We start from the raw sequence: 18,533 nt of genomic DNA on the forward strand, positions 1-18,533 counted from the left end.
ATGCAACTGAAACCCCATAAACGACTCAATTACCAGAGAGGCATGAGGGCGCTATCACTGATTCAGACCACATTGTGAAACCCTTGTCATCCCCAAAGATCCAAAAGGCAAATCGGTTGCTGTCTCAAGATCGTGGGAATTTACCCCAGTTGTTACAGGCCAATGCTGAGTCATTACCCTACGTAGACAATTATTTTCACGGTGTCAGCAGTGTTTTTCTGTTTCATGAATTGCCCGCCCCAGCCCGCCAGAATGTGATTAATGAATGTTTTCGAGTGCTTAAACTAGGCGGGGTATTTGTGATTTGTGATTCGATTCAGCTTGAGGATTCGCCAGAGCTAAAAGCGGCAATCGATAATTTCCCAGTCATGATGCATGAACCCTACTACCCCCACTACGCTACCGATAATATTGTGGAGCGTCTTCAGGCTGCAGGCTTTGTAGAAGTGGCCCAAGAAGTGCATTTTATGAGTAAGTATTTTATTGCCCGTAAACCTGCCTTGTCCGGCTAATACGCTCACCTCCTCAATCTTAGAAAGACGACCCAGGCGTTTTTAAGAATTCGATTTCGGCCTGGGTTGAGATTCGGTTGAGGATGGCGTTGCGGTGGGGAAAACGGCCAAATCGATCAATAATATTTCGATGTCGAAGGGCAAAGTCAATATAGCTCTCGAAGGTGGACTGCAAATAGGGTTCACGCTCCTCAGCAAGGCGTTGGAACAGTTGAAGGCAATGTTCTTGATCTGCTAAAGATTCGGAATGTTCTAAAGGCAGATAGAAAAACACCCGCTGTATGGGACGTAAGGCCTGATCAGTACCATCTTTGAGGCCTTGTTTACAAAGCGTACTTGCGATCTCATCATAGGCAAACGCTTCTGCCGTGCCCCGAAACATATTGCGAGAAAACTGATCCGTCAGCAGAATCAACGCTAAAGTGCCGAGCGGGGTTTGTCGCCATACCTCTAGTTCGCCGCTAACTACCTTGGGCAAATAGCAAGAAAAGCGGGCTTTAATTTCTGTATCAACCTCAGGGTTCTTCGACCACCAAAGCTTGGAGCGCTGTTGGACGACGTCGAGGTCATCCTGGCTAGAGCCAAACCAAAACTCGCCAATGGTTTCAGGAGATTCCATTTCGCCGATGGTAAAGAATAAATTTAGGCTGCAGCTGCAAGGGGTTGTGGCCAGCGCCCCACAGCATTACCAATTACGGCTAGCTCTTGGGTTAAGGTATCGAACTGATCGGGGGTTAGAGATTGAGGGCCATCGGAAAGGGCTTTGGCCGGGTTGGGATGGACTTCAATCATCAAGGAATCAGTACCAACTGCGATCGCAGCCTTCGCTAGTGCCGGAACAAACTTGGCCCAGCCCGTTCCATGACTGGGGTCAATCATGATTGGCAGATGGGTCAAGGTTCTCAATACGGCTACTGCCGCGAGATCCAACGTATTCCGTAGATGCTGTCGATCGAACGTACGGATGCCTCGCTCACAGAGAATTACATTAGAATTCCCTGCTGCCAAGATATACTCTGCTGCCATCAGCCATTCGTCGATGGTGGCGGATAACCCTCGCTTCAGTAACACCGGTTTAGGTTGTGCCCCTGCTGCTTTAAGGAGGGGGAAGTTTTGCATATTGCGAGCCCCAATCTGGAGCACATCAGCCACCTCGGCCACTTTCGCCACATCGGCTGTGTCCATGACCTCGGTAATAATCCCCAATCCCGAGGCCCCGCGGGCTGCGGCGAGTAGACCGAGTGCACTCTCACCATGACCTTGAAAGGCATAGGGGGAAGTGCGGGGTTTATAGGCCCCTCCCCGCAAAAAAGATGCCCCTGCGGCAGCCACTCGCTGGGCCGTCTCCACAATCATGGCTTCGTTCTCAACAGAACAAGGACCTGCGACGAGGACAATGGGCTCTTGTTCACCAAAGAAGACAGATCCTCTCGGAGTGGGGACCTCAACCCGGCTGGCTTCGCCATGACGAAACTCTCGGCTGACTCGTTTGTAGGGCTTTTCTACCCGCAGAACGGATTCAATCCAAGGACTCAAATCCCGAATTTGATCGGGATCGAGCTCAGCGGTCTCACCGACTAGGCCAATAACGACCTTATGTTGCCCCACAATTTTCTCTGGCGTCAGGCCCCACTCCCGCATTTCTTGGTCGAGGGATTGAATTTCTGCGTCAGGTGCACCGCTTTTAAAGACGATAATCATAGGGGTACTCCTTTAAGCATCTGCTGACTCCTCTTCAGAGGCTTCAGTTTTAGTTTCAGACTCAGTTGATTCTGCTTTAGCAGACTGCTTCTCTGCTTTAGTTTTTTCTTTTTCGGCTTTGGCCTGTTCTTCTTTGATGCGCTTCCGCTCTTCTTTCTGAATTTTGCGCCGCTCTTGGATACGGCCCAAGTTTAGTCGGAACTCACTAATGCCAATAGCCGATCCCTTAATGTCCTCATCCCAGGACGCAGAAATAATCCCGTAGCTGACGCCCACTAAACCTAATGCTAAAAAGGTAATGCTAACAAATAAGACGACGGTACTCGGAAACTCGACCCACCCTTGCTCAGTCACAAAATAACTCGTTGGGATCGTCGAGAAGGCGAGTAATGTGGGAATACCAGAGAATATCCCGACCCGCCGAATCATCCGGTTGCTCACAACTTTAGGAATAATAGATGAGGGAGCTTCCCGTTTCTGCCTTTTGGCTTTCTTCTGCTTTTTCTTGGACTTAGAAGCTTTGGCAGATAGCTTGGGAGCAGATTTTGCTTTCTTTTTGCTGTCGGGAGCCGAGGCATCGGCTAAGTCTAGACCGAAGCCTGCCTTGTTATTCGCGTTATTACCTTCAGTTTTAGGAGCCATGGGATAAAAAAAGTACCGTTAACCCCGAATACCCAAGCGTTTAATTAGCTCACGGTAATGGGCTTGATCTTTTTTCATAATATAGGTCAAGAGGCGCTTGCGCTGACCAATCATTTTCAAAAGGCCCCGACGGGAAGAATGGTCCTTCTTGTTGGCCTTGAGATGTTCACTAAGCTTGCTGATGCGCTCAGTCAGCATGGCAACCTGAACTTCTGCTGAGCCTGTATCGGTCTCGTGAACTTGATAGGCTTCAATAATTTCTTGTTTCTTTTCTTGCAACAAAGCCATACGCGATCCGTGATTTCTCAAAACACTAATTTTATCATAATCACCTTCGCTGCCCCACCCCTTATTGCTAAACATCCTTTTTTCTTCAGGACCGTTAAACTGGAGTCAATGAACGCTTAACTTAGGGCTAATGACGGTTGAGGACAAGCTGCAAAGACTGCAAACCCTCTTTGCCCAGATGGAACAGGCGCTGATTGCCTACTCTGGAGGCATTGATAGCACCTTAGTGGCGAAGGTTGCCTTTGATGTTCTCGGCGATCGAGCCCTAGCCATTACGGCAAATTCGCCTTCTTTGTTACCGGAAGACTTTGAAGATGCTCAGGTGCAGGCGGCTGATATTGGGATTGCCCATCGGGTAGTTACTACCCATGAAATGGATAATCCCAACTACACGACAAATCCGGTTAATCGCTGCTACTTCTGTAAAAGTGAACTTTACGATACTTTGAAGCCTCTGGCCTCAGAATGGGGCTATGCCTATGTGGTAGATGGAGTGAATGCAGATGATTTGCACGATTATCGACCCGGGATTCAAGCCGCGAAGGAACGAGGCACCCGATCCCCCCTGGCAGAACTGGGAATCACAAAGCTGGACGTGCGAGACATATCAAAACGACTGGGTTTACCTTGGTGGGACAAACCCGCGCAACCCTGTCTGAGTTCTCGCTTCCCCTATGGTGAAGAAATTACTGTGGAGAAGCTGCGGCGTGTGGGGCAGGCAGAACGCTATCTTCGCAAGTTGGGTTGGTCAACATTGAGGGTGCGATCGCAGTCCGATACCGCCCGCATTGAACTCCCTGCTGCCGAGATTCCAACTTTTATCCAAAAGACCAATCTGTCTGAACTAGTAGGAGCCTTCAAGGGCTATGGTTTCACCTATGTCACGCTTGATTTAGAAGGATTTGTCAGCGGAAAACTCAATCAAGCCCTCTCTTTGACCTCTTCCTTATCTTGAGGAGAGGAGTTTCTGAGGTGTTGGCAAGTGTATTGCCCCTGCTTCGGCTGTAAGGGCATTTATGCCCCCTATTGCGCTGGACGACCTTGAGCAAGAAGCAGAGTGGGCTAGCGGAGAAATCCATCAAAAATTTTGAGATGCTCTAATTTGATAAAGCCTAATTTGAGCGTTTGGATAGTAGCCGTTTGATTGTTTTGAGTAACCCGCAAGATTACGACTAAACAATTCAATTTCCACATCGGCCGTTCCGCTGCATTTTTGCAAATCGAACTGACAATTCCGCATCTTGAAGACTGATACGTTAAAGATTTCTAGAGCGTTTGGGTGGGTTGAGATAGGGATAACCTTATCTAAATCCATGCGATATAGCACAGTGAGCTTTGGCAGCTCGACAATCACGGTGTAATTCTCAAGTTCTGTATAGTCTCGCAGTTGACTAGATTGGGGTCGAGAAGATGATAAGACCATCTGAACTGAAGCTCCATGCTCTTGGTCATATAAGCGGTGTACTAAGATTTATATTGATTAGGAAAAAGAATATTTTGAAGTCCCTATCACCTATTCAAAAATTAGGTGCAAAGGCTAACTTATTCAGTCATAACTTGTTTGCATAAAGGTAACTTTAACGACTTGGTAATGTCTTACTAAGATTCTGGAATGAATTTTGGCGAAGAGTAGCGACAACTTCTGCCACTGTATTTTGATAATCGTCTCAGTTCTGATTGAACTTACGGATTATGTGGAATCAACGCTACGCTGAAGATGACTATATTTACGGAACTGAACCGAATTCGTTTCTTGCTGAGCATTCAAATTTTCTCATCAACCCAATCCTATCCCTAGCAGAAGGAGAAGGTCGAAATGCTGTCTTTTTGGCCTCATTAGGGTTTTCAGTCTATGGGGTTGATGGCTCAGACGTGGGCCTTGCCAAAGCCCAACAGTTGGCTCAGGCTAAAGGCGTAAAAATCCAAACTGAAGTGGCTGATCTTAGTCTGTTTGAACCGCCTGCAAACACTTATGGATCGGTTATTTCAATTTCAGCTCATCTTCCGAGCACGATTCGTAACAGACTATACCCGTTAGTCGAGCAATGCCTTAAACCCAACGGTATCATTTTGCTTGAGGCCTACTCAGAAAACCAAATGACTCGCAATACTGGCGGTCCCAAAGATCTCGATATGCTGATCAGTTGTGCTAAGGTTGAGCGCGAATTTCCGAACTACGAACCCATTCTCTTACAAGAACTTAATCGAGAAGTGTGTGAAGGGAAATACCATACTGGTATGGCCTCCGTCGTCCAGTTTATTGGTCGGAAGAAATCCTAACGCCGTTCTTGTTTTCTTACATCCAAAATACGGCCCCATTCAGAAATGGACTGTATTGGGGGGCTTGCATACTAGAGCCATTCGGCTTGTTCCACTCTCTCAGGGAAAAATCATGAGAGGGTAAGGTTGGAGCGTTTGAATAGAAATGTTGTGCTCAATCTTCAAGCTCACCATATGGATCAAATCCAGGCCCATGCCCGGGATTGCTACCCTGAAGAATGCTGTGGACTTATGCTAGGGCATCGGGTCGAAACAGCCGATCAATCGCAAAAAACACTCTTGGCGCTTTATCCCATGGATAATGCCTGGGATCAGGCGAATGGGCCGATCGAGGAAAAGACTTCATGTTCCCCCCTAACCGCAGCCCGACGCTATTGGATCGCGCCTCAAGATTTATTTAATGCTCAGAAATACGCACGCACTCAGGGGTGGGATATTATAGGGGTCTACCACTCACACCCCGATCACGAAGCCGTTCCCTCTGAATGCGATCGCAAATGGGCTTGGCCCCAGTACTCCTATGTGATAGTTGCCGTTAATCGCGGTGTACCCCACGACCTTCGCAGTTGGATACTGGATGACCAACAGCAATTTCGTTCAGAGCCAGTTGCGGTTTCTGCGGTTGCACCAACCGTTGAAACAGATATTTAGACCTTTCCTACATCTTGACCCGAAGGATGTCCGTTATGCTTAATCCTAATTTGGACCAGATTCAGCTCAATAAAGAAGAATATGAGCGATTCTCTCGCCACCTGATCTTGCCTGAGGTGGGATTGGAAGGCCAAAAGCGCCTAAAAGCCGCGAGTATTCTTTGTGTGGGCACAGGGGGCTTAGGCTCACCGTTACTCCTCTACCTTGCTGCGGCTGGTGTAGGCCGTTTGGGCATTGTTGACGCAGATGTCGTCGATCGCTCTAACCTCCAACGCCAAGTGATTCATGGTACCTCTTGGGTGGGCAAGCCCAAGATCGAGTCCGCCAAAAATCGGATTCATGAAATCAATCCCCTTTGCCAGGTGGATCTGTATAACACGTGGCTCACGTCTGACAATGCTTTAGACATCGCTGAGCCCTACGACATCATTATTGATGGGACGGATAATTTCCCGACCCGCTATTTGGTCAATGATGCCTGCGTATTGCTCAATAAGCCGAATGTATATGGATCTATCTATCGGTTTGAAGGTCAGGCGACGGTCTTCAACTATGAGGGCGGTCCCAATTATCGAGATTTGTATCCTGAACCTCCCCCTCCCGGCCTAGTCCCCTCTTGTGCGGAAGGCGGGGTGTTGGGGATTTTGCCAGGGATTATCGGTATTATCCAAGCAACGGAAGCCGTCAAGATTATTTTGGGCCAAGGAACAACGCTGAGTGGGCGCTTGCTGCTTTTTAATGCCCTTGATATGAAATTTAGAGAGTTAAAGCTTAGACCCAATCCAGAGCGCCCCATCATTGAGAAGCTGGTAGACTACCAGGAGTTTTGCGGGATTCCTCAAGCCAATGCAGCCGAAGCGGAGAAACAAGCCAATATGGAAGAAATGACAGTTCAGGAACTGAAGCAGTTAATGGATAGTGAGGCCAAGGATTTTGTGCTTCTGGATGTTCGTAATCCCCATGAGTATGAGATTGCCCAGATTCCAGGTTCAGTGCTGATTCCCCTCTCGGAAATTGAAAGTGGGGAGGCTATTCCCAAGGTCAAAGCGTTACTGAATGGTCATCGCCTGATTGCCCATTGCAAGATGGGCGGTCGCTCTGCCAAAGCCTTGGGCTATCTGCAAGAAGCAGGTATTTCCGGCACTAACGTAAAAGGTGGAATTACAGCCTGGAGTCGTGAGATCGATCCGTCTATCCCTGAATATTAAAACCTGAATTTTTAGGTATAAAATCACGCTGGCTGGGCTAGCGTTGATGGAGGTGCGTTGCTAGGATTGCAGCTTGGGTGCGATCGCGCAAATTTAACCGCTTTAAAATGCTGTTCACGTGGTTTTTGACGGTTCGCTCAGAAATAAATAGGGCCTCAGCAATCTCCCGGTTACTGTGACCCGCCGCAATCAGCGCCAACACCTCTCGTTCTCTCGGGGTTAATTCTTCCAGTTCAGGTGGACTTTCCATTCGAGTTGGAGGAGTGGCTGCAATCATTTTTTCAAATAACCCGGGTCCCAAATGGGTGTACCCCTTATGGACGGCTCGGATGGCCTCGGCTAATTCATCAGACGGGGTATCTTTGAGTAGGTATCCCTTCGCCCCTAGCCGCATGGCTTGGGAAACATAGTCCTCATCATCGAAGGTCGTCAGCACTAGAATATTGATTTGAGGCGCTTGTTGGCGAATAGCTTCCGTTGCGGCGACCCCATCCATCACGGGCATCCGCATATCCATCAAAATAATATCGGGCTGAAGCTCAATCGCTTGCTCTATGGCAACTTGGCCATTCTCAGCTTCACCAATGACTTCAATATCGGGTTTAACATTTAATAAGCTAGACAGCCCTTCTCGGACAATACCCTGATCATCGACTAACATCACCCGGATCATGCTGGTCCCCCTACTCTTGGGATACTAACGTGAATATGACAGCCTGCTTGGGGTTGACTGTGAAGCGAAAACGTTCCCCCAAGGGCAGCGGTTCGTTCCTGCATCCCTTGTAAACCAAAGCCCGTTGTATTTTGTTGGGGCACAAACCCTTGGCCATTATCTGAAAGGGTCAATACTAGACTGGCGTTCTGCTCGGACACATCAACCACCACTTGGGAGGCTTGGCTATGTTTAGATACATTCGTCAAGGCCTCTTGTACCAGACGGTAGAGTGCTTCGGCGACTTCCTTGGGGACAGGAGTTTCTAAATGGGTAGACAGCTTAACTGGAATGGACGTAGTGCGCTCAAACTCTTGAGATAAGGTCATCAAAGCTTCGGACAAGGACTGGCCCTGTAGTGGACTATTCCGCAGTGCCGCTACCGTCTGCCGCACACTTTGCAAGGCATCTTTCCCCAGAGTTCGTGCGATTTGCAAGTGCCCTGTGGCTTTAGCCTGATCTTGCGTAATCCATAGAGCCACATTTTCTAGTTGAATACTTTGAGCGGTTAAGGCATGTCCCACGGAATCATGCATTTCCCGAGCAATGCGGGTGCGCTCCTGTAGCGTGGCTTGATTCTCAATCATCAGGGCATATTGTCGGAGCCGATGGTTAGCTGCAGCGAGTTCAGAACGACTTCGATGTTCGGTTAGAAGCGCGCCGACCATTAGTAAAACAAAAACTAATACCAAGCCAAATAAAAGTGCACTTCTCAACTGAAGGCTTGCCAGCCATTCCTGAGAGATGCCCCGGCCCCGCCATGGCGGAGGTGAGCCCAATCGGCGAGACATACCTGGTGGACGCATCCGCTGTAACCCTGTCATTAAGCGGATAATAAAAGAGCCATACGCCATCGATGCCACGATCAACCGCTGCTTCCAGGGAAATAATAGGCAGGCCCGAATCACCACGATCAGCAGCATGGGAATAAAATAATCGCGGAAGCGTCCACCCATCAGGACCGTGCTCCAGCACAGCAGCATGCTTAGCCCGGTATATCCCCATTTCATTGTCTGAGAGCGGTGAATGGGCAGCTTTAGTCCTAAACTACCTAGGGTAAAGATACTAAGAAAAATCCCCAACGGGAATTTCAAACCGCGACCGGGAATTATATGGGGCCAGAAAAAAGGATGGCGAGGAAAGGGCACAAATAAGGTTAAAAGGGCGATCCCCAATAAAATCCACTCCAAGTAAAGCAGCAGGCGAAAGGGGTGGTTGGATCGCAAAAGCCGAGACATAGGCGGGGGTTGGGGAGCATCTACTAGCGCAATATCGCCCTGATGTTCTCCCACTATAAAGGACGACTTCTGGATCGGACAGGATCTACTTTCCCATCCTTGCCAATGCTGTTCTGGAACTTTGGTACTAGCTCACTTTCGTTCTTTAGACCTACTCAAAATAGGAATTGCGGTCCTATCCGTCGCTAGGATGCTTTGACTATGATGGGCATGTTGGAAACAGCGAATGGGTTTGGTCTGACTGCTGTACCCCGTTCACTTTCCCATTCACATTATTGAAAGGTCTTGAAGCTATGAAATTTCGTCCAATTTACTTATTAGCCGCATTACCCTTACTGATCCCCGTGGGGCATGGACTGACTGCTGGTGCGGATAGCTTGTTGCCTCGCTCTGTGGTAGCCCAAGAAAGCAGTGAACCGGACAAGCCTAATAAGGAAGAGCGACGGCAACGACGCAAAGAACGGTTTCGTCAAGAATTGAATTTAACGCCTGAACAAGTTGAACAAATTGAGCAGATTCGGGCGACTGGCAAAGAGGGTCGTCAAGGCAAGCGAGAAGAATTCCGGGCTGCCCGAGACAGGATGCAAGCGCTAATGGCGGGTGATGCCTCGGATGATGACCTCAGGTCTCAATATCAGATCCTGCAAGATCTACGTCGAGAGATGAAAGACGCTCGATTTGAGAAGAAGCTTAAAATTCGCCAGGTGTTAACCCCAGAACAACGGCAAAAGATGGTGGAGCTGAAAAAGCAAAGAAAAAGACGCTGGGGGCATCATAAGCGTCGCCACCAAGAGCAGAATGGTTCCCAATCTGAGTAATTATCACCTTTTACCCTGGCTGATAGGGCTAATGGTCTGACTAGGCCGTTTTGCAGGGGATGCTAAGAACGCCAGAATATTGTCGGCGGTTAATTGAGATTGCTCCAAGTGAGGAACATGACCGCAGTCAGGAATCCAAATCAGTTGGCTGTTCGCAATGGTTTGATCAAATTTGTCAGCATCTTTAATCCCCATAATTTTGTCCGCGTCTCCCCAGAGAATAAGGGTGGGGTGCGGGATGTTCTGGATGGTCTCATAGAGGAAGTTATAGCCACCACTTTTGGTAAAGCCCACTAAGGCCCGGTGCCAGTTCGGGTCTTCTAGATGGAGTGCGGCGCAACATTCAGCATCGGGGGTAACGAAATTTTTATCGCAATAGGCCTGCAGACTGACCCAGCGTCGAACTTTAGGATTCCGAAGAAAATTGGTTAACCAGCGATCGCAGGGCGGCATGATAAATTTGGTGGCTTTGGGGGAGGGCGCATAGCCGGAACTATCTAACAGCACTAATTTCTCAACGGCTTCGGGATAGGTTAGGGCAAAATCGAGGGCTGTTGCCCCACCCATGGAGGCTCCAGCTAGGATCATGGGCCGTTGGATCATCTGCTGCCAAAAGCTGTGCAGGTGGGTTTTCATATCCGTGGGGCTGAAATCGACTCCCTGAGGCCGCTCCGTAAAGCCAAAACCCAGCAGGTCTAAGGCCCAGGTTTCGATATGGGGGGCCAGTTTGGGGATCAGTCGTCGAAACTCCAAGAGGGAGCTATCGAAGCCATTGAGTAACAGAATGGGGGTTCCTTCGTCTCCTTGCTGAACATAGGTTGTCAGAATCGGGTCTGGTTGGAGGGGCGTGGTGATGGAAGTTTGCTGGATCTGCTGGGCGAGGGCAATGGAGGTGTCTTCGGTTAGTTGAGCAACCGCGGCAGGCAAAAAGGATGGAAACATGAAGTATTGATACAATTAAAATATGGGTCTGTCGCCAAAAAGGAGAAAAACGGAGCCAAAACTCTAGAACCTTTAGTTTGGCAGAGGAGCCCCCTAAAGCAGTATAAAGAATCCTTGCCAGTTGCGGGTTAAGTTGACTTTGACAACCTCAGCCTTCTTGTTTCCTACAATATCTGAGCCGCAAATCGTACATCACTCAGAGGCTGTTTGAAAAGACCTGTCTTCTACGAAAAACATTCATTTCAGGCTCTATCTGCCAACGAGAAATCAAGGGTTGTAGACTACTGGATGACCTTTTCAAACAGCCTCTCAATAGCAGTTATGACTTGCATGAACCAGAATGGAGAGAGCGCGCATATAAAAATGGATGCTGATTACCAAACATACCAATCAAGTTTTAAAAGTCCAGGTAAAAGGATGGCGAAACCGTTATTTGGATGTGCTTATAACAAGAGCTATTCCTATTTTTGGTGTGTTAATCATCCTTATGGGGAATATCTTCTCCCCAAAAGTACATTTAAGTTGCAACCGTGCAACCGTTGATTCATTTTTTACTGAGCGCACTCAAATCATTTGTAGTCATGTCGAATCAAATATACTAACTGCATCAAACGTACTGAAGGAGAAAATCACCCAGATTAAGTATCTCCAGAGCGCTAAATTGGGCTATTGCAGATCTTGTGAGAATGGGGGTAGTTTTCGAGTTGTTCTAATTGCTAATCACACAAAAATACCTCTCACTCCAGATTATATTTACAGCAAGTCAGTGGTTGCTCGGCAGGTTGCTGAGATTAAAGCGTTTATCAATAATCCTGGAGAAGCGACTCTCGATATCTATGAGGAACATCGTTGGCTTTATTATCTGGTAGGATTTGCGATTACTACTTTAGGTATATGGAGCGTGTTTTCTAAAAAGTTAACATCCTTTACGTTTGACAAAAGTTCAGGCAAATTATATCTGGACTACCACAATAGTCTGTTTCAACTGGATGTTCGGGAAGAACGCCTGGATGACATCAAAAAGTTTGACGTCGAGAAAACGATTAATGATGAGGGGAAGAAAAACTACAGTGTCAACATATTGCTCAACACAGGTGAACTTATTTCTCTAGGCCTAGTGGCAAATGAGTGTGCAATTACCAAAACTATCCACCAGTTTTTGAGTATAGATGATTCTATCGATGACTAAGTTCAAAGCTGAATATGCGGACCGACCTAGTGATTTTGTTGATTTAATCTGAATCGCTATTTCAGACTGCTGCGGTATCCATGCGATTACCCCCGTAGATTGCAATTTTGATATTGTTCGACGATACTGCAAACAACTTTTGGAGCATGCCTATTAGGCCAAAATAAGGCTGGATGATTGCCCAACCCAAAAGATAATCCCGCTACAGGTTAATCTGATTGGGTATGAATTTGATGGATTGATGAGCCTGCTGCACCGTCCCTATTTTTGGTTTTTCTCGTTTACGATTCTGTTTTTGCTCTCCCTCGATTTTTGGCGATGGGATCAAGGGATATCCCTTTCTTTGTTCCAGTTACCGAGCTGGCTCTTTTACTTCGTGGTTTTGCAAATGGGACTAGTCCTGGCCATTGCGGGAGTCTCCGCTACCCTTTGGCAAAAAACGGAGAAGGACCAGTAGGCCATGAAAACACTGATTCCCTATATTGCCATTGCAACCTACTTACTTGTTACCCTCGGCATCGGCCTGATCGGGTATCGCCAACAAAAGAACACCGTCGAAGATTTCTTCTTAGCAAACCGCAACATTGGTCCTATTCTTCTCTTTTTTACCCTGGCCTCCACCAACTTCAGCGCCTTCTTTTTCCTCGGGTTTGCTGGAGCAGGCTATCGCATTGGCATTAGCTACTATCCAATGATGGCCTTTGGCACTGGGTTTGCAGCCCTCAGCTTCTACTACATTGGCTACAAAGCCTGGTTGCTTGGCAAACAAAAAGGCTTGATTACGCCCTCGGAACTGATTCAAGATCGCCTGCCTAGCCAGCCTCTCAAACTCCTGTTTATGGCCGTAATGGTCATTTTTACCTTGCCCTATCTCACCCTCCAGCCGATTGGAGCCGGATATCTCCTTGAAAGTTTAACGGGCGGAGTGATTCCCTATCTTTGGGGAGCTTCCTTACTGACCGTGGCCATTGTTTTCTACGTGTTTTTGGGTGGGATGAAGAGTGTGGCCCTGACGGATGTACTGCAAGGGGTGCTAATGTGCGCGCTGATGTTGGTGGCTGTATTTGCCATTGCCCAAGGGTTAGGGGGCTTCTCTGTCGCCAACCAAACCGTCTATGACCTCAAACCCGCGCTATTTTCGCGGAGCGGCTTAGATCAGTCCTTTACGCACAAGACTTGGTTTAGCTACATGTGCCTGTGGTCCTTTACCCTGCCCATGTTTCCGCAGATGTTTATGCGGTTTTACAGCGCGAAAAGTCCTCAACCACTGAAAATCTCGGTCTTGCTCTATCCGATTGTGGCTGGGGTGCTGTTTATTTGCCCGGTGCTGATTGGGGTTTGGGGACATATTGCTTTCCCGGATTTAGTGGGCAAAGCAGCGGATCAGATTTTCCCGATGATGTTGACGAAATATACGTCTACGGGGCTATCTTCCCTTGTGATGGTGGGGGCATTGGCAGCCTTTATGTCAACGATGGACTCCCAGCTTTTGGCTTTAAGTTCCATGCTGACCCGTGATGTCTATACCGCCTACTTTCGCAAAGATGCCTCTTTAACTGAACAGACGTTGGTCGGTCGAATTTGGGTGATTGTTTTAGCTGGCATCGGCTTAGGGATTGCGGCCAACCCCCCAGAGACCATTTTAGCCTTTGCCACCCAAGCCTTCACTGGACTATCAGTGCTGTTCCCCACGGTGATTGCAGCGTTGTATGGCCGCAACATCAGGGCTTCCAGTTGTCTCGTCTCCATTGTCGTGGGTGAGTTGGCGGTATTAGGCGTTCAGACCAAAGTGATTCCTACTAGCTGGATGCTGGGCTTTTTACCCGTTGTACCCATCGTGGCCCTATCGGCCTTGATCATCATCTTAGAGTCCGTCTTTTCCCCAACCCCGGCACAGCAGCCGAGCGACAATCACTACAGACCATCAGAAAAAAACTATTGAGAAAGAGGCAGGACCATGCAGGTTGGATTTATCGGTACAGGATTGATGGGGGCTCCGATGGCAGCCCGGCTAGTGAAAGTGGGCCATTCCGTTACGGCCTACAATCGCACGGCTTCTAAGTTAGAGCCATTAAGAGGATTAGGGGTTGAGATTGCCTCCTCCCCCACCCAAGTTATTCAATCTGCAGACGTCATCATTCTGATGCTCACCAATGCTGCTGCTATTCAGGAACTGCTGACGCCCACGACATCGGCCCTATCGGGACGAACCCTGATTCAAATGGGCACCATTGCACCCGCTGAAAGCAAAGCCATTCACGAACAGGTCCAAACAGCCGGTGGCAAATACTTAGAAGCTCCAGTATTAGGCAGCATCCCCGAAGCCAAAGCCGGAACGTTGCTGGTGATGGCGGGAGCTGCCCCCCAAGATTTTGAAAACCAGCTTCCCCTCCTCAAAGCCTTTGGCCCTGATCCTTTATTGGTCGGTCCGGTGGGCACCGCCGCTGCCCTTAAACTCGCTCTCAACCAGATGATTGGCGGGCTGACCACGGCTTTTGCCACTAGCCTATCCTTCTGCCAAACCTATGGCGTCGAAGTTGAGACCTTTATGCAGATCCTTAGAAACAGTGCCCTCTACGCTCCCACCTTTGATAAAAAACTGACCCGAATGCTGGATCAAAACTTTGAGAATCCTAATTTCCCTACCAAACACCTGCTCAAAGATATGACCTTATTTCAGCAAGCCGCCCAGGCTGAAGGGCTGCCTACCGAAAGCACAGAAGCAATCCAAACCATAATCCAAAGGGCAATGGCTCAATTTGCAAATGCGGATTATTCAGCCCTCTACACAGCGGTGCAGAAGGCTGAGCCCAATGGGTAATTCGCTGCTAGAGAAATTAGCCAAACCGATAATGCTTGCGCACAGCACTTTGAATGGTCCAGGTACAAGACATTCCCGCCGGAAACGTTACCAAATCCCCTTTGCCCATCGTCACGGGTTCACCACCATCAGGGGTGACCACCACTTCGCCCTGTAAGAAATAGCAGGTTTCAGACTCATCATAGGTCCAAGGAAATTCTGATTCTTCTTTGGACCAAATCGGCCAGTTCAGCACCCGCAATTCTTGTAGGCGATCCACACTAGGCTGATGTTCGACCTGAATTTGGGTCTGTTGCTCCGTATTCATTTGGAATTCCCTTTAAACTTCTCACTAAAGCAGCTTAACATTCTGATTTAGTCAGATAGGCCAATCCCTTTCCTAAAGCAACCCAAGCGGAGTCTGGGGAGAATATCCGGGGAAAATTTGGCTAAGGTGCTTCGATTCAATGCCCATTCCTTTGGTAAGCAACGGTGCGATCGCATCCCTAAAGTCCGTCGCAAGGGCCAAGTCTTACCATGGATACCCCTAAGATTTGGCCAATCTCGACTATTCTTCTCAGCCAACCCAACAGACGATTCATCGAGATTAGCCCACTGGCAGGCTGAAACGTTGTCCTTGAGACGTTGTTCAGGAAAATCCAGATCGCTCCTCTTTAAACCTGGATAGCTGTAAATAAAGACGCAAAATTTTGATGGAGGACTTTTTCTGCTTCCTTCGGCTCCAAGGGTTTAGCGAACAAAAACCCCTGAGCATATTCACACCCCAAAGTTTTGAGACGGTTGGCCTGCTCCGCAGTCTCGACCCCTTCAGCCACCACATCAATGTTTAAGCTATGGGCCAGCTGAACCACGGCTTGAATAATTTCTGATTCTGTTCCCGAGGTGCCAATGGTTTCTACAAAGGATCGATCAATTTTGAGATTATCAACTGGCAGTTGGTGGAGATAACTTAAAGAGGCATACCCAGTCCCGAAATCATCCATACTCAGTTGAATCCCTAAGCCTTTAATTTGCCGAAGGATGGATGCCGCATATTCTAAATTGTTGAATACCATCGTCTCGGTAATTTCTAGCTTTAGGCCCGCTGGATTAAGCTGCGTTTCTGCCAAAATCCCTCGAATGGAGTCCAGCAAATCGAGCTGATCGAGCTGCCGAGCTGACAAGTTGACATGCATACTCAAAGGCAAATGAGTTTGGCTTCGCCACTGTTGGATTTGCTCGCAGGCTTCCCTCAAGATCCAGGCACCAATGGGAATAATTAGGCCACTATCTTCTGCGATCGCAATAAACTGATCAGGCGGCAACAACCCTAGAGTAGGATGTTGCCAGCGGACCAAAGCTTCAAAGGCTTGGAGCGAACCATCTATCAACGAGATAATCGGCTGGTAGCATACCCGTAATTCATTTTGCCAAATGGCCCGCGACAGATCATGCTCCAATTGCATCCTAGTGAGCGATTGCAGGTGCATAGTTTGGTGAAAGATCGCATAGTCTCCAGTGCCTTGGCCCTTAGCATATTCCAAAGCCGTACAGGCATCTCGAATCAAATCCTCAGGTTGTTGATAAAGCGCAGTGCCCATCGCTAGGCCCATATCAAACTGAATATGAACTTCCTGGGAATGAATATTGTAGGGGTTCAGGAGGTGACGAAAGATTTGGTCTGCACAGTTACGAGCCTCTGACTCATCATTGAGAGACTTGAGCAGAACGACAAAGTCATCATCCCCAAATCGAGCAGCAATGTCCTCAGACCTAATTTGCTCCGTTAGACGTTGAGCAACCATCATTAGGAGCTGATCGCCCGCCCACAAGCCTAACCGGGTATTAATGGCTTTGAAATGTTTGATGTCAATATAGAGCAGCGCAAAATAACCGTTAGGATCCTTTTTGATATGGGAGAGGGCATCTAAAAGCCGAAGTCGAATAAAAGATTGATTCGGTAATTCTGTGAGCCAATCGTAAAAAATACTATGACGGAGCTGTTCGGCAGCCCGTTTCCGCTCAGCGCTTTGAACCAGCGCATTTTCTCGGCCTCGCTGGATCAATACAGATTTCTCCGTATAGATCGTCTGGGATAATGTAATTAAAAGTATTCTTTGGTCGGCGATTCGAAGGGCTGAGGCCGTTAACGGAATTTCAGTGCCAGACTGATCCACTTCAATCCATAGTCCTGATTCCAACATTTGAGGTTGGGGGACCTGCCAAAATTGCAGGGCATCTTCCAGGAAATAGGTCAGGAACGGAAAGGCCTCCACTAACTGGATGGTCGCTGGATAGGCTTGCTCAGATCCCATTAGCGTTTGATACCAAACGGGGGGGGTGCCAACAATCTGGAAGCGTTGGTCCGTTTGATACTCTAAAACTAAGATCTCTAGAGTTGATAAAACCCCGGCTAAAATAGCTTCTACCATAGTTGAGATATCCGCCTATTTGTGAGCGCGGGTGCCACGGTTGCAAGCATCCCAGACTTCTGCCATGACCTGGACAGCGATCTCAATCGGTAGTTTTTCTAGAGTATTGCTGTGGTGAAACTTGAGGCTAATCGCCAGCTGTTTGCGCAAGACAGAGACCTCATCTGGAACACTCGATTCGAAATCTGACTGGAAAATAGTTTCATTTTCCATAGGTTTGAAGACACTCATCTCAGCTTTGTCTTATTGTTCCCCAGTGCCCTTCTTTGCTTTCGACTGAGGATGAATTTACTGTTTCCTCGGCTATCAATTCAACCCAAAACCAGACCTGTGGAACCCCCTGCAGATGGATAAAAGGGGTGAGTTTACATTGCAAAACTCTACGAATTGTCTCCAAGGGGGGATATGACGTTCAACAGGGTTCTATAATGAACGGCGGTCAATCTGGTGTAGTTTGGCATATTCCCCCGGTTTAATAGAGGTCCATGGATGTTGAAAGCTATCGTAAAACTTGTCGCCCTTGTCGTTGTACTCTGGTGCGTTGCTCTGCCCCCTGATACGGCCTATGCTCAAATGAGAATGGGTCCCCTTTCTAAGGAAGCCATCAACAATGTTCCGGCCCTTCGAAAAACCAAGATTTGCGAAGGGTGTGATTTAGCCGGAGCAAACCTGAGGAGCTTTGAATTGCAGGGGGCTAATTTAAAGAATGCGGATTTAACCAACGCCACCATTCAGTTCACTGATTTAACCGATGCCAATTTAGAAGGGGTGATCCTTGCCAACTCCCGTGTTGAAGAAAGCATTTTAACGGGAGCTAATTTCTCGAAAGCCGACTTATCCGTGGCTAACTTGAATGGCTGTGACTTCAGTGGGGTTAATTTACAAAATGCAAATTTAAGAGCTGCAACCCTGAATAAGACCAACTTTGCGAAGGCCGATTTACGGGGTGCAATGCTTCGGGCAGCCAATTTGAATGGGGCTAATTTGGATGGGGCTAATTTAGATGGGGCTAATCTCTGCAATACCGTTATGCCAGATGGTAAACTCAGCTTCCGAGATTGCAGGGCGCAATAATGCGATCTCAACAATAGATTTATTGCACAGGAAAGTATGCTTCAGC

The 18,533-nt window shown here is 48.0% G+C and carries 21 protein-coding genes and 1 pseudogene; 11 read left to right on the forward strand and 11 right to left on the reverse strand.

Annotated elements, in window-relative coordinates; all coding sequences use genetic code 11:
* Positions 1-98: 98 nt before the first annotated feature.
* Positions 99-512, forward strand: a pseudogene (locus Q0991_RS00865) (methyltransferase domain-containing protein); the annotation flags it as partial.
* Between the two features lie 19 nt (positions 513-531).
* Here the strand turns inward: Q0991_RS00865 and Q0991_RS00870 are convergent.
* Genes Q0991_RS00870 through rpsO form a run of 4 tightly spaced genes read right to left on the reverse strand, consistent with a single transcriptional unit; the run spans position 532 to position 3,143 of the window.
* Positions 532-1,131, reverse strand: coding sequence for a DUF924 family protein (locus Q0991_RS00870; protein WP_299484634.1), 600 nt, complete (start codon positions 1,129-1,131; stop codon positions 532-534).
* A 23-nt stretch (positions 1,132-1,154) separates the two neighbouring features.
* Positions 1,155-2,213 (reverse strand): 3-deoxy-7-phosphoheptulonate synthase, encoded by a 1,059-nt coding sequence (gene aroF / locus Q0991_RS00875; protein WP_299484635.1) that lies wholly within the window; start codon positions 2,211-2,213, stop codon positions 1,155-1,157.
* A 12-nt stretch (positions 2,214-2,225) separates the two neighbouring features.
* The gene (locus Q0991_RS00880; protein ID WP_299484637.1) at positions 2,226-2,855 is read right to left on the reverse strand and encodes a photosystem II biosynthesis protein; all 630 of its coding nucleotides are present in this window, start codon (positions 2,853-2,855) and stop codon (positions 2,226-2,228) included.
* A gap of 18 nt (positions 2,856-2,873) precedes the next feature.
* The gene (rpsO, locus tag Q0991_RS00885; RefSeq protein ID WP_299484681.1) at positions 2,874-3,143 is read right to left on the reverse strand and encodes a 30S ribosomal protein S15; all 270 of its coding nucleotides are present in this window, start codon (positions 3,141-3,143) and stop codon (positions 2,874-2,876) included.
* A 130-nt stretch (positions 3,144-3,273) separates the two neighbouring features.
* On the opposite strand from rpsO, the gene larE reads away from it, so the two are divergent.
* Positions 3,274-4,098 carry an ATP-dependent sacrificial sulfur transferase LarE gene (gene larE / locus Q0991_RS00890; protein WP_299484638.1) on the forward strand — a complete coding sequence of 275 codons (825 nt, stop codon included), beginning with the start codon at positions 3,274-3,276 and terminating at the stop codon, positions 4,096-4,098.
* 123 nt (positions 4,099-4,221) lie between these two features.
* On the opposite strand, the gene Q0991_RS00895 is transcribed toward larE, so the two are convergent.
* Positions 4,222-4,566 carry a hypothetical protein gene (locus Q0991_RS00895; RefSeq protein WP_299484639.1) on the reverse strand — a complete coding sequence of 115 codons (345 nt, stop codon included), beginning with the start codon at positions 4,564-4,566 and terminating at the stop codon, positions 4,222-4,224.
* Between the two features lie 269 nt (positions 4,567-4,835).
* Between Q0991_RS00895 and Q0991_RS00900 the strand changes: the two genes are divergently transcribed.
* From Q0991_RS00900 to moeB, 3 genes are all read left to right on the forward strand, one after another.
* On the forward strand, positions 4,836-5,423 hold the full coding sequence (locus tag Q0991_RS00900; RefSeq protein ID WP_299484640.1) for a class I SAM-dependent methyltransferase: 588 nt from the start codon (positions 4,836-4,838) through the stop codon (positions 5,421-5,423).
* 150 nt (positions 5,424-5,573) lie between these two features.
* Positions 5,574-6,074: a M67 family metallopeptidase gene (locus Q0991_RS00905; RefSeq protein WP_299484641.1), complete on the forward strand. Its 501-nt coding sequence runs from the start codon at positions 5,574-5,576 to the stop codon at positions 6,072-6,074.
* 35 nt (positions 6,075-6,109) lie between these two features.
* Positions 6,110-7,282, forward strand: a complete 1,173-nt coding sequence (gene moeB, locus Q0991_RS00910; RefSeq protein WP_299484642.1) for a molybdopterin-synthase adenylyltransferase MoeB — start codon at positions 6,110-6,112, stop codon at positions 7,280-7,282.
* 37 nt (positions 7,283-7,319) lie between these two features.
* Here the strand turns inward: moeB and Q0991_RS00915 are convergent, their stop codons facing one another.
* Positions 7,320-7,955 (reverse strand): response regulator transcription factor, encoded by a 636-nt coding sequence (locus Q0991_RS00915; protein WP_299484643.1) that lies wholly within the window; start codon positions 7,953-7,955, stop codon positions 7,320-7,322.
* Positions 7,952-9,232: a sensor histidine kinase gene (locus tag Q0991_RS00920; protein ID WP_366524866.1), complete on the reverse strand. Its 1,281-nt coding sequence runs from the start codon at positions 9,230-9,232 to the stop codon at positions 7,952-7,954. Before Q0991_RS00920 ends, Q0991_RS00915 begins: the two co-directional genes overlap by 4 nt.
* A 293-nt stretch (positions 9,233-9,525) precedes the next feature.
* Between Q0991_RS00920 and Q0991_RS00925 the strand changes: the two genes are divergently transcribed.
* The gene (locus tag Q0991_RS00925; RefSeq protein WP_299484645.1) at positions 9,526-10,050 is read left to right on the forward strand and encodes a Spy/CpxP family protein refolding chaperone; all 525 of its coding nucleotides are present in this window, start codon (positions 9,526-9,528) and stop codon (positions 10,048-10,050) included.
* A gap of 3 nt (positions 10,051-10,053) precedes the next feature.
* Here the strand turns inward: Q0991_RS00925 and Q0991_RS00930 are convergent, their stop codons facing one another.
* Positions 10,054-10,992 (reverse strand): alpha/beta hydrolase, encoded by a 939-nt coding sequence (locus Q0991_RS00930; protein WP_299484646.1) that lies wholly within the window; start codon positions 10,990-10,992, stop codon positions 10,054-10,056.
* 367 nt (positions 10,993-11,359) lie between these two features.
* Between Q0991_RS00930 and Q0991_RS00935 the strand changes: the two genes are divergently transcribed.
* The 4 genes from Q0991_RS00935 to Q0991_RS00950 all read left to right on the forward strand — a co-directional run bounded on the left by Q0991_RS00935 (position 11,360) and on the right by Q0991_RS00950 (position 15,002).
* Positions 11,360-12,181, forward strand: a complete 822-nt coding sequence (locus Q0991_RS00935) for a hypothetical protein (protein WP_299484647.1) — start codon at positions 11,360-11,362, stop codon at positions 12,179-12,181.
* 241 nt (positions 12,182-12,422) lie between these two features.
* The gene (locus Q0991_RS00940; RefSeq protein ID WP_299484648.1) at positions 12,423-12,638 is read left to right on the forward strand and encodes a hypothetical protein; all 216 of its coding nucleotides are present in this window, start codon (positions 12,423-12,425) and stop codon (positions 12,636-12,638) included.
* 3 nt (positions 12,639-12,641) lie between these two features.
* The gene (locus Q0991_RS00945; RefSeq protein ID WP_299484649.1) at positions 12,642-14,123 is read left to right on the forward strand and encodes a sodium:solute symporter family protein; all 1,482 of its coding nucleotides are present in this window, start codon (positions 12,642-12,644) and stop codon (positions 14,121-14,123) included.
* A 15-nt stretch (positions 14,124-14,138) separates the two neighbouring features.
* On the forward strand, positions 14,139-15,002 hold the full coding sequence (locus Q0991_RS00950; protein ID WP_299484650.1) for an NAD(P)-dependent oxidoreductase: 864 nt from the start codon (positions 14,139-14,141) through the stop codon (positions 15,000-15,002).
* 16 nt (positions 15,003-15,018) lie between these two features.
* On the opposite strand, the gene Q0991_RS00955 is transcribed toward Q0991_RS00950, so the two are convergent.
* The 3 genes from Q0991_RS00955 to Q0991_RS00965 form a co-directional block, all read right to left on the reverse strand.
* Positions 15,019-15,309, reverse strand: coding sequence for a cupin domain-containing protein (locus Q0991_RS00955; protein ID WP_261891315.1), 291 nt, complete (start codon positions 15,307-15,309; stop codon positions 15,019-15,021).
* Between the two features lie 346 nt (positions 15,310-15,655).
* Positions 15,656-17,413 carry a bifunctional diguanylate cyclase/phosphodiesterase gene (locus Q0991_RS00960; RefSeq protein WP_299484651.1) on the reverse strand — a complete coding sequence of 586 codons (1,758 nt, stop codon included), beginning with the start codon at positions 17,411-17,413 and terminating at the stop codon, positions 15,656-15,658.
* A gap of 15 nt (positions 17,414-17,428) precedes the next feature.
* Entirely contained in the window at positions 17,429-17,626 is a 198-nt protein-coding gene (locus Q0991_RS00965) for a hypothetical protein (protein ID WP_299484652.1), read from the reverse strand.
* A gap of 276 nt (positions 17,627-17,902) precedes the next feature.
* Here Q0991_RS00965 and Q0991_RS00970 point away from each other — a divergent pair, with 276 nt between their 5' ends.
* Positions 17,903-18,487 (forward strand): pentapeptide repeat-containing protein, encoded by a 585-nt coding sequence (locus Q0991_RS00970; protein WP_299484653.1) that lies wholly within the window; start codon positions 17,903-17,905, stop codon positions 18,485-18,487.
* The last annotated feature ends 46 nt before the right edge of the window (positions 18,488-18,533 follow it).

Source organism: Acaryochloris sp. IP29b_bin.137 (genome assembly GCF_028285745.1).
Taxonomy (GTDB): Bacteria; Cyanobacteriota; Cyanobacteriia; order Thermosynechococcales; family Thermosynechococcaceae; genus Acaryochloris.

Bases quoted from the DNA above. Each gene is read 5' to 3' on its own strand.
- Q0991_RS00870 (WP_299484634.1), bottom strand. From the start codon at position 1,131: ATGGAATCTCCTGAAACCATTGGCGAGTTTTGGTTTGGCTCTAGCCAG.
- aroF (WP_299484635.1), bottom strand. From the start codon at position 2,213: ATGATTATCGTCTTTAAAAGCGGTGCACCTGACGCAGAAATTCAATCC.
- Q0991_RS00880 (WP_299484637.1), bottom strand. From the start codon at position 2,855: ATGGCTCCTAAAACTGAAGGTAATAACGCGAATAACAAGGCAGGCTTC.
- rpsO (WP_299484681.1), bottom strand. From the start codon at position 3,143: ATGGCTTTGTTGCAAGAAAAGAAACAAGAAATTATTGAAGCCTATCAA.
- larE (WP_299484638.1), top strand. From the start codon at position 3,274: ATGACGGTTGAGGACAAGCTGCAAAGACTGCAAACCCTCTTTGCCCAG.
- Q0991_RS00895 (WP_299484639.1), bottom strand. From the start codon at position 4,566: ATGGTCTTATCATCTTCTCGACCCCAATCTAGTCAACTGCGAGACTAT.
- Q0991_RS00900 (WP_299484640.1), top strand. From the start codon at position 4,836: ATGTGGAATCAACGCTACGCTGAAGATGACTATATTTACGGAACTGAA.
- moeB (WP_299484642.1), top strand. From the start codon at position 6,110: ATGCTTAATCCTAATTTGGACCAGATTCAGCTCAATAAAGAAGAATAT.
- Q0991_RS00915 (WP_299484643.1), bottom strand. From the start codon at position 7,955: ATGATCCGGGTGATGTTAGTCGATGATCAGGGTATTGTCCGAGAAGGG.
- Q0991_RS00920 (WP_366524866.1), bottom strand. From the start codon at position 9,232: ATGTCTCGGCTTTTGCGATCCAACCACCCCTTTCGCCTGCTGCTTTAC.
- Q0991_RS00925 (WP_299484645.1), top strand. From the start codon at position 9,526: ATGAAATTTCGTCCAATTTACTTATTAGCCGCATTACCCTTACTGATC.
- Q0991_RS00930 (WP_299484646.1), bottom strand. From the start codon at position 10,992: ATGTTTCCATCCTTTTTGCCTGCCGCGGTTGCTCAACTAACCGAAGAC.
- Q0991_RS00935 (WP_299484647.1), top strand. From the start codon at position 11,360: ATGCTGATTACCAAACATACCAATCAAGTTTTAAAAGTCCAGGTAAAA.
- Q0991_RS00940 (WP_299484648.1), top strand. From the start codon at position 12,423: ATGAGCCTGCTGCACCGTCCCTATTTTTGGTTTTTCTCGTTTACGATT.
- Q0991_RS00945 (WP_299484649.1), top strand. From the start codon at position 12,642: ATGAAAACACTGATTCCCTATATTGCCATTGCAACCTACTTACTTGTT.
- Q0991_RS00950 (WP_299484650.1), top strand. From the start codon at position 14,139: ATGCAGGTTGGATTTATCGGTACAGGATTGATGGGGGCTCCGATGGCA.
- Q0991_RS00955 (WP_261891315.1), bottom strand. From the start codon at position 15,309: ATGAATACGGAGCAACAGACCCAAATTCAGGTCGAACATCAGCCTAGT.
- Q0991_RS00960 (WP_299484651.1), bottom strand. From the start codon at position 17,413: ATGGTAGAAGCTATTTTAGCCGGGGTTTTATCAACTCTAGAGATCTTA.
- Q0991_RS00965 (WP_299484652.1), bottom strand. From the start codon at position 17,626: ATGGAAAATGAAACTATTTTCCAGTCAGATTTCGAATCGAGTGTTCCA.
- Q0991_RS00970 (WP_299484653.1), top strand. From the start codon at position 17,903: ATGTTGAAAGCTATCGTAAAACTTGTCGCCCTTGTCGTTGTACTCTGG.